This window comes from Chroococcus sp. FPU101 (assembly GCF_017312365.1).
In the GTDB taxonomy this organism is placed as follows: domain Bacteria; phylum Cyanobacteriota; class Cyanobacteriia; order Cyanobacteriales; family Microcystaceae; genus Chroococcus.
In genome coordinates, this window is the sequence record NZ_BLJI01000020.1 from 47,608 (window position 1) to 62,211 (window position 14,604).

Below are 14,604 nucleotides of genomic sequence, written 5' to 3' on the forward strand. Positions count from 1 at the left end.
AGAAACGTGTCAATTGTGCGCGGATGTGGCGGAATTGGTAGACGCGCTAGATTTAGGTTCTAGTATCTCTGATGTGGGAGTTCGAGTCTCCCCATCCGCATCTTATCTTCGATAGTAAGCCTGTTGTTGCCGAATCATTTCGGTAATCACTGGAGCAGGATCAATATATTGCCCACCATATTTTAGACCCCAGTGTAAGTGGGGCCCTGTAGTGCGTCCAGTCATCCCAACACGAGCAATTCTAGTATTAGCGGTAATTTCTTGACCTTGCCAAATCACAATACCGCCTTCTCGGTCAATTAAATAGCGTCCTTGGGGGCTAGTTTCTACGCTGCCCATTAGATGACAATAAACATGAGTCCATTGATCAGACTGAATCTTAATCATCGTTCCACACGCCGTATGATCAGATAATTCGACAACACGCCCTGTCCACCAATTGCGGACATAACTACCTAATGGTGCGGCAATATCCAAACCCGCGTGAAAACTCCAGCTACCATCAACAGGTGAATTGCGATAGCCAAAACCGGAGGTATAAGCTTGAAAATTTTCGACTGGAAAGGCTGCATACGCCCAAGCATTTTGTTTACTCTGGTTTTTTGCTAATAAAGGTTTCTGGTGAACCTCTGCTAAAAAACTACCTAAACACAGAACAGTTAGCGACAGCATCAATAAGCGGGGAAACTGGGAACGAAACGGATTAAGGTTTCGTCTAAGGAGATTCAAATACAGCATAGTCTATTGTTGAAACATCTACATTTATTTCGCTAGTATCATTGCCAATAAGCATAAGGCATGATGGAAGATTTTGGCTCTAAATTACATAGTGATTTTATGTAACTGTTTATAGGATTCCCATCTCAAGACCTAAAAAAGTAAATATGAAGCTCCATAACTTTGTTAAAATTTATTAAATATTTGTTAAATTAATTTTATTTTTATCCCCAACCTATAATGTTAAATGAGCTTCTCCCTTTTGGCATAATGATCGATACAGCGATGATTGCAGGTAGCTGTCTTTGGTCGCTTGCGTTGTACTTAGGTTTTGCGGCTCCTAGAGATTGGATCATCGAAAAACTCGATCAATGGCTAAATTTTGCCGATCAAAGCTTGTATATCTCTAAATCTGAATTTGAAAAAAGTCGTCCCGTTAGAGAATCTCAGAACGCTTTCTATGCTTCGGTTTGTAGCATTGTGCCATTTTTAGCGATCGGTAGTTTGTGCAATTGGGGAGTAGAATTAGGATTAGGGCGTAGTTGGTCAATCAGTATTGGAATCTTTGCCTGTGTAGCTTGTGGTGTGTACGAATTAGGCAGATTAGACGGACAAAACAAATAATTAAACTAGAAATGAATAGATTAAGCAAAAAAATATTATCTTTACTTTTAAGTTTTCTTCTAATCTTTTTAACTGCCTGTGCGCCGTCTTCTCCCCGTAATCAATTAGTACAGGCTATTTTAAGCGATCCTAAAACATTTAATGCAGTCCTTTCACAAGAATCACCGAATATTTTTGGTTTAGTCTACGAAGGATTAATCACCGAAAATCCGATCACAGGAGATAAAGAACCCGTTTTAGCCGAATCGTGGACAATTTCTGATGATAAGCTCAGTATTATTGTTACCTTAAAAAAAGATCTTAAATGGTCGGACGGTCAACCCTTAACGATTGATGATGTTCTGTTTAGTTATAATCAACTTTATTTAAACCCTAATATTCCTAATAACTATCGAGATAGCTTTAAAATTGGCAAAAGTCAAACATTTCCAAAAATTACAAAAGTTGATGATCGTCGCATCGAATTTAGAATTACTGAACCCTTTGCACCATTTTTAGATAATCTTGGTGTTCCCATTTTACCTAAACATATTTTAGAACCTACTATCAACAAAAAAGGCGCAGATGGACGATTACAATTTCTCTCAGCTTGGGGAGTAGATACCCCACCTGAAAAAATTATTGTTAATGGGGCTTATAAACTCAAAAATTATAGTACCAGTCAACGAATTATCTTTGAACAAAATCCTAATTATTGGAAAAAAGATGCTCAAGGAAATCAACTACCCCACATTCAACAAATTATTTGGGCAATTGTTGAATCACAAGAAACCTCTCTATTACAATTTCGTTCGGGAAGTTTAGACTCAATTGGGATTTCACCTGAATATTATTCTTTACTTAAAAAAGAAGATGAAAGAGGAAATTTTACGATTTTTAATGGTGGGCCAGCTTATGGAGTCAATTACTTATCTTTTAATCTAAATCAAGGGAGTCGCAAAGGTAAACCACTAATTGATCCGATTAAAGCTAAGTGGTTTAATAATGTTAAATTTAGACAAGCAATTGCCTATGCTATTGATCGTCCAAGAATGATTAATAACATCTATCGAGGATTAGGAGAAGAACAAAATTCCTTTATGTCGATCCAATCACCGTTTTATGATCGAACTTTAAAAGGTTACGAATATAATCCTCAAAAAGCAAAAGAATTATTATTAGAAGCAGGATTTAAGTACAATTCCAATAATCAATTAGTTGACTCAGATAATCATCTTGTCCGTTTTAATTTAATTACCAATGCAGGCAATAAAACTCGTGAAGCAATGGGAGCGCAAATTCAAGAAGATTTAAGCAAAATTGGCATTAAAGTTGATTTTGCCCCAATCGCTTTTAACGTATTAGTTGATAAATTGACTAATAGTCTAGACTGGGAATCTCATCTTTTAGGGTTTACTGGAGATAATGAACCTCACGCACCAAATATTATGTATGTTGATGGTAATTTACATACTTTTAATCAATTGCCCCAGCCTGGGATTCCTCCTGTAGATGGCAGAATTGTTTATGATTGGGAAAAAGAAATCGAAAATTTATATATAGAAGGAGTTAGAGAACTTGATATTGAAAAGCGTAAAGTTATCTATAATAAAGCTCAACAAGTTTTAAGTGAATATTTACCCTTTATTTATCTAGTTAATCCCTATTCCCTAGCGGCTGTTCGTAATTGTTTTGATGGTCTTCAATTTTCAGCTTTAGGTGGTGCTTTCTGGAATTTAGAAGAGTTAAAAAATACCTGCGGAAAATCTTAGCAATAGTGAGGTGATTAATGCCATGATTAAAAACGCCTCAAGAATTTTTAAATAGATGAATCAATTTATTTTTCCTCCTTTTCTGAAAAAGGGAGATTTAGTGACTGTTATCGCTACAAGTGGTGCCTTAAAAGAATTAGACGCATTTGAAAAAGGGTTAGAAGTTTGGCGATCGCATGGCTATCAGGTTAAACTAGGGAGTAATTGGAACGCTCGTTCTGGATATCTAGCAGGAACCGATGAGCAACGTCGTCAAGCATTACAAGAAGCATGGGAAAATCCCGAATGTAAAGCGATTTTGTGTGCTAGAGGGGGTTATGGCAGTGCTAGATTGTTGGAAAACTGGAAATGGTCAAAACAGTCGCCTAAATGGATCATTGGTTTTTCTGATGTAACGGGAATTCTTTGGAGTTTAGCAACCGAAAATATTAGTAGTGTTCATGGCCCTGTATTAACCACTTTAGCGAATGAACCTTCTTGGTCAATTCAAAGGCTGTTTAACTATTTAGAAGGATCACCTATAGAGCCGATACAGGGTAGAGGATGGGGAGGTAGAAAAGCTACGGGTTGGCTAATAAGTGCTAATTTAACGGTCGCCACCCATATCTTAAATACTCCTATACAACCTAATTTAGATGGGGCTATTTTAGCCTTAGAAGATGTCACAGAAGCACCCTATCGAATTGATCGGATGTTGACGCAGTGGCGATTAATGGGAGTATTTGACAAAATTAAAGGAATTGCTCTAGGACGTTTTAGCCGTTGTGAAGCACCTATAGATAGTGATACACCGACAGTTGAAGAAGTATTAAGCGATCGCCTACAAAACTTAAATATTCCCCTTGTCTCAGATTTACCCTTTGGTCACGATGGGGTGAATGCAGCCTTACCCATTGGCGCAATCGTAGAGTTAGACAGTGATCAAGGAACCTTAAAAATTTTAACATAGGGTAAACAGCGACCTACACTTTCTGATAGTATCTTAGAGAAACGTAAAAAAATGTTACAAAAAAATCACTATAGATGAAATTATTAATCATTGGTGCAACTGGCACTCTAGGACGGCAAATTGCCCGTTTTGCACTCGATCAAGGTCATCAAGTACGCTGTTTAGTCAGAAGTCAACGTAAAGCCTCTTTTTTAAAAGAATGGGGTGCTGAATTAGTTGGAGGCGATATTTGCCAAAGTGACACTTTACCCCCTGTATTAGAAGATATCGAAGTTGTGATCGATGCAGCAACGGCTAGACCAACTGATCTTAGTATTAAACAAGTTGATTGGGAAGGTAAAGTTAATCTGATTAAAGCGGTAAAAGATGCAGGAATTGACCGTTATATTTTCGTTTCGCTCCTAAATGCGGAAAAATATCCAAACGTCCCCTTAATGGATATTAAACGCTGTACAGAGCAGTATCTAGCCGAATCAGGATTAAACTATACTATTTTACGTCCTTGTGGTTTTATGCAAGGTTTAATTAATCAATATGCTGTCCCCATTTTAGATAATCAACCTGTTTGGATCTCTGGCGAAAGTACTCCCATTGCCTACATGGATACTCAGGATATTGCTAAACTGACACTACGAGTTTTAGAAGTTCCTGAAACCCAAAAACAAACTTTACCCGTCGTTGGGCCAAAAGCTTGGAAACCAGAAGAAATTATTGCGTTATGTGAAAAATTATCAGATAGGGAAGCAAAAATATCGCGAGTTCCGTTAGCATTATTGCGTTTTATGCGTAAAATTACTCGATTGTTCCAATGGACGTATAATATTTCTGACCGTCTAGCTTTTACCGAAGTTCTCGCAACGGGACAGCCTTTAGATGCACCAATGGAGGAAGTTTATCAACTGCTTGGCCTTGATCCAAAGCAGACAACTACTTTAGAATCCTATCTACAGGATTACTATACTCGTATTATGAAAAAGCTTAAAGAGCTAGACTACGAGAAACAACAAAAAGAAGCTAAGAAAAAGAAACGCTCTCCTTTTAAATCCAAAAACGTTTGAATGCTCAGTGCAGTAGGATAGTCAATTGTGCCAAAAGTAGGCATTGTCTATAACGATATCAAACCGATCGCTTGTCAAATCGCTCTTGAGTTACAAGAAAAGTTAAATGCTTGTGGCTATTCAGTGGTGACGACAACGGGATGTGGTGGGTTATTGGGTTATTCTCAACCCTCACATCCTGTTTGTTATACTCCGATAGAACAATTAATTCCACCCGAATTCGATGCTGATTTATTATTTGCGATCGTTTTAGGGGGTGATGGTACTGTTCTTTCCGCCGCCCGTCAATTAGCTCCCTGTGGTATTCCCATACTAGCCGTTAATACGGGACATATGGGTTTTTTGACGGAACTGTATTTAAACCAGTTGTCTCCCGCACTCGAACAAGTGATGAATGGAGATTATACGATCGAAAAACGCTCGATGTTAACCGTTCGATTATACCGAGAACAAACCCTGCTTTGGGAAGCTCTTTCTTTAAATGAAATGGTGATCCATCGTGAACCATTAACGAGTATGTGTCATTTTGAAATTCAAATTGGTCATCATGCTCCCGTTGATATTGCAGCCGATGGGATAATTGTTTCTACACCGACAGGATCTACAGCCTATTCTCTCAGTTCGGGTGGCCCTGTTGTTACCCCAAATGTCCCCGTTTTACAACTGGCTCCCATTTGCCCTCATTCTTTAGCTTCTAGAGCTTTAGTATTTTCGGATACTGAAACAGTTAATATTTATCCTGCTACACCCAATCGTATGATTATGGTGGTTGATGGCAATGGTGGCTGTTATGTTCTACCAGACGATCGCGTTTATGCGGCAAAATCGCCCTATTCGGCTCATTTTATTCGTCTACAATCTACTGAATTCTTTCGAGTCTTACGAGAAAAATTAGGTTGGGGTCTACCTCATATTGCTAAACCGACTTCTGTCGAATTACCTTGACGAAAAGTAATTTTTATGCTATGTAATTCACTTAATTCAAAGACGGATGAACAGCATTAAATAATCGTTGGTCACTTGTCCAAAATTCGATGTTTAAGCGATCGGCTAAAGCGAGAAAATGAGCATCGTGAAGTACCCATGTCTGAAAGACACGGGCTTCCTAAACTCAAGTTGTAACCAACTTGATACACTGCATTTCAACAGTATTCTTAGGCGTAGATTCCTGTCCTTCCGACAGTATTTTTAGTTTAGAGAATGCTAGTAAATTGTGACAAGCGTTAATATCTCTATCGTGTCTTGAATCTAGGGAACTTGCCTAACTTCTTAAAGAATTTAGTAAAGGCGGATTCTAGGTCTTTTAAAGTTTGTTGTAATGATTGAGAGTTAACTTCATTTAACCATGTCTTATCTTTTTTGAGTTGAACAAGTAAACTAGCCCATTCTTTATATCTAAAATGCTTTTTATTTTTTTTAGCTTGCAGTTTTTCCTCTAAAATTGTTTGTTCTTCTGGGCTTAGAGATTCGATAATTTGAACCAAAGAGTCTACTAATTATATTATTCATGGCGTTTTTTCCTTAATGATGGTTTAGTCGAATAATATAACAGAATTTGAATTAGTTTTAACCCGATGGTAAGTTTGACTGATGTCGTTTTTGCACAAACCATTCTTGTAACTGACTTCTACAAGCAGACTCCATGACACCAGTAATAACGGATAAACGATGATTAGAAAACGCACTATCAGGAAAATTAGCAACCGTTCTAATTACACCTGATTTTGGATCATCTACACCATATATTAATAAACCTAGCCGTGATTGAATAATCGCTCCAGCACACATCGGACAGGGTTCAAGGGTTACATAAAGTGTACAATCGTTAAGATGCCAAGTTTTTAAGACTTGACTGGCTTGTTGAAGTGCTAAAATTTCTGCATGAGCCGTCGGATCTTTGTCTCTTTCTTTACGGTTAGACGCTTGAGCAATTAATTTTTGATGCTCATCTATAATAACTGCACCTACAGGAACATCACCCGCTTTTCCTGCTTCTTGTGCTAATTCTAAAGCGAGTTTCATCCAATGTTGATGAGTTCGATATAATGACAAGTTAGGTAGCACTTTGAGCTAATAAAGTATCTAATCTATTTTCACTATTGAGTTGATGCAAATCATCACAGCCACCAATATGTTGATCATTAATAAAAATTTGGGGAACACTACGTCTACCATTGGCTCTTTGTGCCATTCGATTTCTTGCTGTCTCATCGCCATCAATTTTATACTCTGTGTAGTTCACTCCTTTCCACCACAACAGTAATTTAGCCCGAATACAATAAGGACAAGTTACCCAAGTATAAATTTCAACATTAGCTTTAATATTTTCTGGATGCCGACCTAAAATTGAGTTAATAAGTTCCATGATTCAGGCTCCGTCCTTCAAAAAGTAATCTCTAAAAGTATTATAGCCAATTACCTAAAAGTACAGATTTTTTAGTAATACTTCAAAAAATCGTTAATTGAAAGAATAATCGTAATTGGGAACAAACTTAGTCTTGTTAAAAGTCATAAAATTTGTTCACAATTCTTTTTATATTACCTTGAGTATCAAAATTATTAGTGCAACTCGCGGCTTTAGTACGACTGATAAAATTTTAGATATTATTAGTGATTATCCTCAAGGAATCACTACAAAAGAACTGAGTGATCAATTAAATCGTCCCGTTTCTATGGTTAATTTTTATCTTAAACAACTCGTGAATACAAAATTAGTATACGCTCGACTTGACCAACCTAAACAACATTGGATATATTATCGAATTTCCCATTCATTAAATTAAATGGAAATTTTTGATTTTTAACAATCCTTTGGGCTAGGATATAAGTTGATTAACTTTGTTCTGGCTTACCTAGGATCATGGATGAACTATTTAAAACGACAGACTCAAGCATACAAATCTATAAACTTAGGTCAGTATGATGAAGCAATTAAAGATTATGAAATTTGTATTAATACTAATCCAGATGATTTAACCAACTTTTGGTATTTGGGTTTAATTTATTTACTGCAAGAGAATATACTAGAAGCACAAGCGATCTGGATGTCAGTTTTGTTTCCAGAAATTTCGGAAAGAAAAAAAAATCAAACCTTAGATTTAATTGAAGTTTTAAAAAAAGAGTTAATCAAACAGCTTAAAGTAGGTAATCTTGAAATTGCTAAACGATTAGAAATTCAAATTAAAGAGCTTGATGAGCATTATTTGATAGAAAATTTAGAACAAGCGGCTCAAGTAACAATTAATAAACTTTTTAAGCAAGCTAGTCAACTGAGAAAAAAGGGCAACGATCAAGAAGCAGAAACGAAATATCAACAGATTTTATTGTGGAATCATCAAAATGCCGAAGTTTGGCAAGAATTAGGGTTACTTTATTTTCAACGCTTTGAATATAGAAAAGCTTTAGATTGTGCGATGAATGCGATTTATCTGAATCCAAAATCAGGAAAATATCATTATCATGTCGGACTAATACTAGAAAAGCTTAAACAAATTCCTCAATCGATTCAAGCATACTACAAAGCCTTAGAACTAGATCCCACCTTAGTAGCCGCTTATCATGAGGTATCAAATTTAATATCATTAATTGGTGAATTAGAAAAAATTAAAAAAATTGATCGCTAATTCAATAAAACTAACTACATCTCTGTAACTAAATACTCTTTAGAAGCGTCTTGGGAAGGGTAAAATAATATGACTGCTTTTTGATTGATTTTTTTAATGGCTGATTATTTTGTTTCTTTAACTATTTGGGCGGCTGTTTATAGTTTATTTGCACTCGGTTTAAATTTACAGTGGGGCTTTGCGGGACTAATTAATTTTGGTCACGTCGCTTTTATGACCCTTGGAGCGTATACAACTGCATTATTGACGTTACAGGGTGTTCCACTTATTCTAGCAGTTTTAGCAGGAATGACGATCGCTGCTGGTTTGGGTTTACTCATCGGTATATCAACCCTCAGACTTCGTGAAGATTATTTAGCAATTGTAACCATCGGAGGCTCAGAATTAATTCGCTTAATTGTCCTCAATGAAGAACAAATCACTAAAGGAGCTTTTGGCATACAGCGTTATCCGTTACCTTTGGATATTACGCCAAATCCCTTGGAAAAAATATTATTAATTTTAGTCTTTACAATTGTTTCAATCTATGCGTTGTGGCAACTTTGGAAAAGCATTCAACGAGAATGGCAAGATAGCGAAAATATTGTCGGAAAAAGCTATAAACCTCGCAGTCAAAAAACACTACTAATTTGTGGAATTTTAACCGCTATTGTCATTATTGCTCTCTATCTCAATGGTATTATTTCACTGGCTGAATATGATTACAAAGATGGCTTAATGGTTTTTGTTCTAGTCGTATTAGCAATTATATATAGTGCCTTAGAATTTTTAGGACATTCACCTTGGGGACGTATTCTTAAAGCTATTCGTGAAGATGAAACCATTCCCAAAGTACTCGGAAAAAATGTATTTTGGTATAAATTACAAGCTTTTATGTTAGGTGGTGCGATCGCTGGTTTAGCGGGTTCGTTTTTTGCATGGCAGTTAACCACCATTTATCCGACTAACTTTGAACCAATTTTAACCTTTACTGCGTGGATTATTGTTATTTTAGGGGGTTCGGGAAGCAATGCAGGAACCTTGTTAGGTGCCATCATTTATTGGACATACGATAGCTTGACACGTTTTGCTTTACCGTTGTTACCATTCTTTACAAATGATAGTCAATTAGGATCATTTCGGATTATGGTTATTGGATTAATACTGATGATCTTAATGCGATCGCGTCCCCAAGGTATCTTAGGAAAAAAAGAAGAACTGACATTAGGTCGATAAATATGAACAATTCTAACCCTTTACTCATTGCCGAAGGATTATCTAAACATTTTGGTGGTATTCGGGCGGTTAATAAGGCCCATATTAAAGTTCAGTCTGGCACAATTACAGGCTTAATCGGGCCAAATGGCGCAGGAAAAACCACTTTATTTAATCTACTATCTAATTTTATTCGTCCTGATGAGGGTAATGTCATTTTTAATGGGCAACCGATACATCATTTACCTACAAATCAAATTGCTTTACACGGATGTGTTCGTACCTTTCAAGTAGCGAGGGTTTTATCACGTCTGTCTGTACTCGAAAATATGTTACTTGCGACACCCCATCAAACAGGAGAAAACCTGATACAACTTTGGTTACAACAGGGCAAAATTAGACAGCAAGAAAAAGAAAATAAAGAAAGAGCAATGGATATCCTAGAATCAGTAGGATTATCTGCTAAAGCGTATGATTATGCTGGAGCGTTATCGGGTGGACAACGAAAATTACTGGAAATCGCACGAGCATTAATGACACGTCCTAAATTAATCTTACTCGATGAACCCGCAGCAGGAGTCAATCCCACTTTAATCGGTCAAATTTGTGATCATATTAAACATTGGAATCAGCAAGGTATTACTTTTTTAATTATTGAGCATAATATGGATCTGGTTATGTCTTTGTGTGATCATGTTTGGGTTTTAGCCGAAGGAACTAACCTAGCCGATGGTACACCCGCAGAAATTCAGAAAAACTCAGCAGTTTTAGAAGCTTATTTAGGAGAGTAAAAGAAATCTATTAGTTTTGTCCAAAATAATCAGAATTTAGTGTGTTATCTGCAATAAAAGGTGACTCCATCGGAAAAACTGAACTTAATAAACCTGTCTTTTCGATTACTTCTTCTCTGGCAATCAAATAACATTCAGCAAGAATACCTTTTAGAAATGGCTTCAGACTAGGGCTATCATCTAACAAAACCTTAATTTGTCGTCTTTGTTCTCGAATTGTAGTTCTCCACCCTCTTTGATTATTTTCGCGTTCTGAGTCCCAGTAAGCAAGTTTTAATAAATGTTCCAACAAAACAATTAATCGATTTCTCAATTCTCGCTTATCTGATTTTCCTAAGCTATCCAATTCCTCTGTTAGATTTTCCCAGTCAACTGCATTAAAGTTTTTTTCTTGAATCAGCTTAATCGTTTTCTCTATCCAAAGGTTATAATCTTGTTGGTAAAGTGTAGACATAATTACTATTCAATTGGTAAACGTCTTATCTTTCTTGTCTTGATCAATATTCAAGTTAAACATCGTATCACACGCTAATTTTTGTGCTAGTGGAATTTGTCCATAAGAAAAAACCCAAGGCAAATCATTAATCATTTGGGACTCAAACCACTCTAAAACATAGGGACTACCATAAATAATAACCCCTTGCAAAAATTGAGATTTGAGCAAATTCTGATAAACGTGTTGTGCAGTTTCAGTTAAACCTGCTGTACCTCTAAACGGGTTACCTCTAATAAAAACTTGTAATAACGTCTGACGAGAATCTTCTACAATACAGCCTAATGTATTTTGATCCACAATCTGTATCTCGTATCCTAACTGCTTTGGAATCGTAACAGCAGGTGTATGACGATCTAAAAAGTCACAGTTTAAGACATCATCAACCACAATTAAATTACGTTTTTTGGCTTCATCTTGAATAATCGGTAACTTTTGACCAATTTTCATGGATCGATTTAAGATTGCTGCAACTGTATCATGAGCATTCGGACTAGCTAAATCAGAAAAGAAATTAGATACTGAATGATGAGAAGGTTTTAATTTGTCTTTAAGCTGACAAATACGAGAAACTGACTCAATAATTCTGTCTTTGCTGATCCTTCTGTGTTGTACTGCTTGATATACGGCTTCTATTGCGATCGCAGGATCGGATGGCATTAATAAAATATCTGCACCTGCTTCGACTGCCATCACTGCAATCTCTTCGGGTGTATACTGATTTGTCAGACCACCCATAATCAAAGCATCTGTAACAATTAATCCATTAAAACCTAATTTTTTCCGAAGTTGTCCAGTTAAAATTTCTGGTGAGAGAGTGGCAGGGCGTATACTATCCCAACCAGGTATTAATAAATGTGCCGTCATCACACTATCTACCCCTGCGGTAATGGCAGCCTGAAACGGAGGTAACTCAATTTTTGCTAAACGTATGGGCGAATGCTCCAAAACGGGTAAATTGAGATGAGAATCAATTGAAGTATCTCCATGCCCTGGAAAATGCTTTGCTGTGGTTAAAATAGGATAGGGTGCAGCCCCTTGGATAAAGCCTGTAATTAATTGACTAACCAGTTCAGGTGTATCACCAAAAGCGCGAATATTAATTACTGGATTATGAGAATTATTATTAACATCAACAACAGGAGCTAAAATCCAGTTAATCCCGATCGCTAAAGCTTCTTGTGCAGTGATTGCGCCGAATTGTTTGGCATATTGGAGCGCCTCTTTCTGATTAGTCTTAGCGATTTCTCCTAACGCCATTGGTGGAGGAAACCAAGTCGCCCCAGTGAAACGTTGTCCCACACCTTCTTCAATATCTGCGGCAATAAACAGAGGTGTCTGTGACCAAGCTTGTAACTGTTGCGATCGCTCTTTTAATTCGACGGCACTTCCCCCCAATAAAATCACCCCACCGAGATTTAAAGATTCTAACCATTGCTGTAATTGAGCGTTAGAAGCTTCCCAAGCGGGGTAACGAATTTGATGATCGAACAAAAAACCGCAAGTCCGAACGACGATCATTTGTCCAATTTGTTCTTTTAAAGACCACTGTGTCCAATCCAACACGAGATGTTATTTTAACTCCTCTGAGTCGTCAAAATCGTCGTATTCTTCCTCGTCTTCATCTTCTGATGGCTTAACTTCAATCGATTTCAAAAGATTTAACATCCGATCGCCTCTTTCAATCGAAGTATCTTCCAAGAAAATGATTTCAGGTGAGCGTCTTAAACGAATTCGTTGACTGAGTTCACGACGAACAAATCCTGTAGACGCTTTTAACCCTTGCATAGTTTCGGCTTTTGCTTCGGGTGTACCATAGATACTGACAAAGATTTTGGCGTGTTGTAAGTCTCCAGAAACATCCACATCTGTGACACTCACCATTCCAGCACCAACGCGATCGTCTTTAATTTCATTCATTAATAATTGACTGACTTCGCGTTTAATCATGGAGGCAATGCGAGAAACCCGACGACGATCAGCCATAATATGCGCCCCCTATTTTTATCTCAAACATTTTATCTGTTACAGGGTATTGATGCCTAGCATCGCTTCTAAAGTGAAATAGAGAAAAGCAAAACCCCCTATCAGCATACCAACAACCGCCACACCCGTGACAGGATTTTTAAATAAAGGCTTAATCCAGTCAAAAAAGACGAAAAAGATGCCTAAACTGACAGTAATCAAAAAGCGCGGATAACGCGACAGATTTTCCAAAAACTCTTTCATTTCTCAACCCAAAGTCTATAAGTTCTAACTCAATAATCCTTACATCATAGGATATTGTGTTTGATCATTCCTCCTCTTCCATTGTACAAAATACTAATAACAACAACAGCCTAAACAAGATGAATAACCATTTTTGGCTTTTAGTAGTAAGCGGACTTTTCTCTGGATTACTCGCAGGATTACTCGGTATTGGTGGCGGAACCGTCCTAGTTCCTATACTAATTACAATGGGCTATAGTTATGCTCAGTCAGTTGCAACCAGTAGTTTAGCGATCGTCATGACTTCTCTTTCGGGTAGTTTCCAAAACTGGCGTATGGGCTACCTAAAATGGGATAAAGTCATTTTATTAGGACTGCCTGGGATTTTAACGGCATTTTTAGGGGCTTATTTAGTTGGTCAAACCCCTAAATATATTCTAGAAGCGGCTTTTGGGTGTTTGTTACTCCTGACCATTTATTTATCCAATCTCCGTCAAAAGTTAGAACAGCAAGGGGAAACTACTCGAAAAACAGCTAATCCTTTTCTGTCACGACTTTTTACGGGAGGTGCAGCAGGATTATTATCTGGTTTATTTGGTGTCGGTGGTGGTGTAATTATGGTTCCCTTACAGATGATGTTTTTAGGTGAAAAAATTAAGCTTGCAATTCAAACCAGTTTAGGGGTGATTATGATTACCTCTATTTCATCTTGTTTAAGTCATTTCTTAGCGGGTAATGTTTTATTTTCTGAAGGCATTATATTAGGACTTGGTGGCTTAATTGGAGCGCAAATCAGCACTCGTTTTCTACCCAAATTACCCGATCAAATTGTTAAAATTTGTTTTTATTCTCTTTTATTAATTTTGTCGATTTACTTCTTTATCCGCGCTTGGCATGGGTATTTACAACAAGTTGTAGTTAGATGAAATAGCTTTCTGCCTATTCGTTCTTTAACCATTTATCGTCCGCCTTATACCGCCGTTTAACTTAAATCAATCTACAATCAGTTAATTTTTGTAACAACATTTCTGTATATTTATTGACAAAAGAAACAAATAATTATATTCTGTAGTATTCTCAAACGTAGTTAGTTAACGATATCAACTAAGCAGTTAACAAAGGCTTTGAACTAAACAGTATTTTCCTAGCCTAATTCTCAAATTACTTAACTGCCAAGAATAATAGGTAATTTTCAT

The 14,604-nt window shown here is 36.8% G+C and carries 18 protein-coding genes and 1 tRNA gene; 11 read left to right on the top strand and 8 right to left on the bottom strand.

What is annotated here, in order from left to right:
* Nucleotides 1-19: 19 nt before the first annotated feature.
* A tRNA-Leu gene (locus tag CFPU101_RS16435) sits at nucleotides 20-100 on the top strand.
* Between the two features lie 2 nt (nucleotides 101-102).
* Here CFPU101_RS16435 and CFPU101_RS16440 read toward each other — a convergent pair.
* A complete protein-coding gene (locus tag CFPU101_RS16440) occupies nucleotides 103-738 on the bottom strand; it encodes a M23 family metallopeptidase (protein ID WP_206816423.1) in 636 nt (211 codons plus the stop codon).
* 219 nt (nucleotides 739-957) lie between these two features.
* Between CFPU101_RS16440 and CFPU101_RS16445 the strand changes: the two genes are divergently transcribed.
* The 5 genes from CFPU101_RS16445 to CFPU101_RS16465 all read left to right on the top strand — a co-directional run bounded on the left by CFPU101_RS16445 (nucleotide 958) and on the right by CFPU101_RS16465 (nucleotide 6,044).
* On the top strand, nucleotides 958-1,341 hold the full coding sequence (locus CFPU101_RS16445; RefSeq protein ID WP_206816424.1) for a hypothetical protein: 384 nt from the start codon (nucleotides 958-960) through the stop codon (nucleotides 1,339-1,341).
* A gap of 11 nt (nucleotides 1,342-1,352) precedes the next feature.
* Nucleotides 1,353-3,092: an ABC transporter substrate-binding protein gene (locus tag CFPU101_RS16450; RefSeq protein ID WP_206816425.1), complete on the top strand. Its 1,740-nt coding sequence runs from the start codon at nucleotides 1,353-1,355 to the stop codon at nucleotides 3,090-3,092.
* Nucleotides 3,093-3,147: 55 nt separating this feature from the next.
* Nucleotides 3,148-4,041 carry an LD-carboxypeptidase gene (locus CFPU101_RS16455; protein WP_206816426.1) on the top strand — a complete coding sequence of 298 codons (894 nt, stop codon included), beginning with the start codon at nucleotides 3,148-3,150 and terminating at the stop codon, nucleotides 4,039-4,041.
* Between the two features lie 74 nt (nucleotides 4,042-4,115).
* Nucleotides 4,116-5,099, top strand: a complete 984-nt coding sequence (locus tag CFPU101_RS16460) for an SDR family oxidoreductase (RefSeq protein WP_206816427.1) — start codon at nucleotides 4,116-4,118, stop codon at nucleotides 5,097-5,099.
* Between the two features lie 27 nt (nucleotides 5,100-5,126).
* Complete coding sequence (locus CFPU101_RS16465; protein ID WP_206816428.1) at nucleotides 5,127-6,044, top strand: NAD(+) kinase; 918 nt, start codon at nucleotides 5,127-5,129, stop codon at nucleotides 6,042-6,044.
* A gap of 287 nt (nucleotides 6,045-6,331) precedes the next feature.
* Here CFPU101_RS16465 and CFPU101_RS16470 read toward each other — a convergent pair whose 3' ends face one another.
* From CFPU101_RS16470 to grxC, 3 genes are all read right to left on the bottom strand, one after another.
* Entirely contained in the window at nucleotides 6,332-6,583 is a 252-nt protein-coding gene (locus tag CFPU101_RS16470) for a hypothetical protein (protein ID WP_206816429.1), read from the bottom strand.
* A gap of 82 nt (nucleotides 6,584-6,665) precedes the next feature.
* On the bottom strand, nucleotides 6,666-7,163 hold the full coding sequence (locus CFPU101_RS16475; RefSeq protein WP_374191965.1) for a nucleoside deaminase: 498 nt from the start codon (nucleotides 7,161-7,163) through the stop codon (nucleotides 6,666-6,668).
* Nucleotides 7,153-7,467 (bottom strand): glutaredoxin 3, encoded by a 315-nt coding sequence (grxC, locus tag CFPU101_RS16480; protein WP_206816451.1) that lies wholly within the window; start codon nucleotides 7,465-7,467, stop codon nucleotides 7,153-7,155. The genes CFPU101_RS16475 and grxC overlap by 11 nt, the downstream gene beginning before the upstream one ends.
* Nucleotides 7,468-7,642: 175 nt before the next feature.
* On the opposite strand from grxC, the gene CFPU101_RS16485 reads away from it, so the two are divergent.
* The 4 genes from CFPU101_RS16485 to CFPU101_RS16500 all read left to right on the top strand — a co-directional run bounded on the left by CFPU101_RS16485 (nucleotide 7,643) and on the right by CFPU101_RS16500 (nucleotide 10,707).
* Nucleotides 7,643-7,882 (top strand): helix-turn-helix domain-containing protein, encoded by a 240-nt coding sequence (locus tag CFPU101_RS16485; protein ID WP_206816431.1) that lies wholly within the window; start codon nucleotides 7,643-7,645, stop codon nucleotides 7,880-7,882.
* An 81-nt stretch (nucleotides 7,883-7,963) separates the two neighbouring features.
* Nucleotides 7,964-8,722, top strand: coding sequence for a tetratricopeptide repeat protein (locus CFPU101_RS16490; RefSeq protein ID WP_206816432.1), 759 nt, complete (start codon nucleotides 7,964-7,966; stop codon nucleotides 8,720-8,722).
* 96 nt (nucleotides 8,723-8,818) lie between these two features.
* A complete protein-coding gene (locus CFPU101_RS16495) occupies nucleotides 8,819-9,937 on the top strand; it encodes a branched-chain amino acid ABC transporter permease (RefSeq protein WP_206816433.1) in 1,119 nt (372 codons plus the stop codon).
* 2 nt (nucleotides 9,938-9,939) lie between these two features.
* Nucleotides 9,940-10,707 carry an ABC transporter ATP-binding protein gene (locus CFPU101_RS16500; protein WP_206816434.1) on the top strand — a complete coding sequence of 256 codons (768 nt, stop codon included), beginning with the start codon at nucleotides 9,940-9,942 and terminating at the stop codon, nucleotides 10,705-10,707.
* A 10-nt stretch (nucleotides 10,708-10,717) separates the two neighbouring features.
* Here the strand turns inward: CFPU101_RS16500 and CFPU101_RS16505 are convergent, their stop codons facing one another.
* Genes CFPU101_RS16505 through CFPU101_RS16520 form a run of 4 tightly spaced genes read right to left on the bottom strand, consistent with a single transcriptional unit; the run spans nucleotide 10,718 to nucleotide 13,429 of the window.
* Nucleotides 10,718-11,161: a DUF29 domain-containing protein gene (locus CFPU101_RS16505; protein ID WP_206816435.1), complete on the bottom strand. Its 444-nt coding sequence runs from the start codon at nucleotides 11,159-11,161 to the stop codon at nucleotides 10,718-10,720.
* A 9-nt stretch (nucleotides 11,162-11,170) separates the two neighbouring features.
* Nucleotides 11,171-12,766 (bottom strand): glycoside hydrolase family 3 N-terminal domain-containing protein, encoded by a 1,596-nt coding sequence (locus CFPU101_RS16510; protein ID WP_206816436.1) that lies wholly within the window; start codon nucleotides 12,764-12,766, stop codon nucleotides 11,171-11,173.
* Between the two features lie 6 nt (nucleotides 12,767-12,772).
* Nucleotides 12,773-13,186, bottom strand: a complete 414-nt coding sequence (gene rbfA, locus CFPU101_RS16515; RefSeq protein ID WP_206816437.1) for a 30S ribosome-binding factor RbfA — start codon at nucleotides 13,184-13,186, stop codon at nucleotides 12,773-12,775.
* 39 nt (nucleotides 13,187-13,225) lie between these two features.
* Nucleotides 13,226-13,429, bottom strand: a complete 204-nt coding sequence (locus CFPU101_RS16520) for a DUF751 family protein (protein ID WP_206816438.1) — start codon at nucleotides 13,427-13,429, stop codon at nucleotides 13,226-13,228.
* Between the two features lie 119 nt (nucleotides 13,430-13,548).
* On the opposite strand from CFPU101_RS16520, the gene CFPU101_RS16525 reads away from it, so the two are divergent.
* The gene (locus CFPU101_RS16525) at nucleotides 13,549-14,334 is read left to right on the top strand and encodes a sulfite exporter TauE/SafE family protein (RefSeq protein WP_206816439.1); all 786 of its coding nucleotides are present in this window, start codon (nucleotides 13,549-13,551) and stop codon (nucleotides 14,332-14,334) included.
* Nucleotides 14,335-14,604 lie beyond the last annotated feature (270 nt).

What these genes read in the sequence shown, in the direction of transcription:
- CFPU101_RS16520 (WP_206816438.1), bottom strand. Translation starts at nt 13,429, where the DNA reads ATGAAAGAGTTTTTGGAAAATCTGTCGCGTTATCCGCGCTTTTTGATT.
- CFPU101_RS16490 (WP_206816432.1), top strand. Translation starts at nt 7,964, where the DNA reads ATGAACTATTTAAAACGACAGACTCAAGCATACAAATCTATAAACTTA.
- CFPU101_RS16460 (WP_206816427.1), top strand. Translation starts at nt 4,116, where the DNA reads ATGAAATTATTAATCATTGGTGCAACTGGCACTCTAGGACGGCAAATT.
- CFPU101_RS16505 (WP_206816435.1), bottom strand. Translation starts at nt 11,161, where the DNA reads ATGTCTACACTTTACCAACAAGATTATAACCTTTGGATAGAGAAAACG.
- CFPU101_RS16445 (WP_206816424.1), top strand. Translation starts at nt 958, where the DNA reads ATGTTAAATGAGCTTCTCCCTTTTGGCATAATGATCGATACAGCGATG.
- CFPU101_RS16455 (WP_206816426.1), top strand. Translation starts at nt 3,148, where the DNA reads ATGAATCAATTTATTTTTCCTCCTTTTCTGAAAAAGGGAGATTTAGTG.
- CFPU101_RS16450 (WP_206816425.1), top strand. Translation starts at nt 1,353, where the DNA reads ATGAATAGATTAAGCAAAAAAATATTATCTTTACTTTTAAGTTTTCTT.
- CFPU101_RS16525 (WP_206816439.1), top strand. Translation starts at nt 13,549, where the DNA reads ATGAATAACCATTTTTGGCTTTTAGTAGTAAGCGGACTTTTCTCTGGA.
- CFPU101_RS16440 (WP_206816423.1), bottom strand. Translation starts at nt 738, where the DNA reads ATGCTGTATTTGAATCTCCTTAGACGAAACCTTAATCCGTTTCGTTCC.
- CFPU101_RS16500 (WP_206816434.1), top strand. Translation starts at nt 9,940, where the DNA reads ATGAACAATTCTAACCCTTTACTCATTGCCGAAGGATTATCTAAACAT.
- CFPU101_RS16495 (WP_206816433.1), top strand. Translation starts at nt 8,819, where the DNA reads ATGGCTGATTATTTTGTTTCTTTAACTATTTGGGCGGCTGTTTATAGT.
- rbfA (WP_206816437.1), bottom strand. Translation starts at nt 13,186, where the DNA reads ATGGCTGATCGTCGTCGGGTTTCTCGCATTGCCTCCATGATTAAACGC.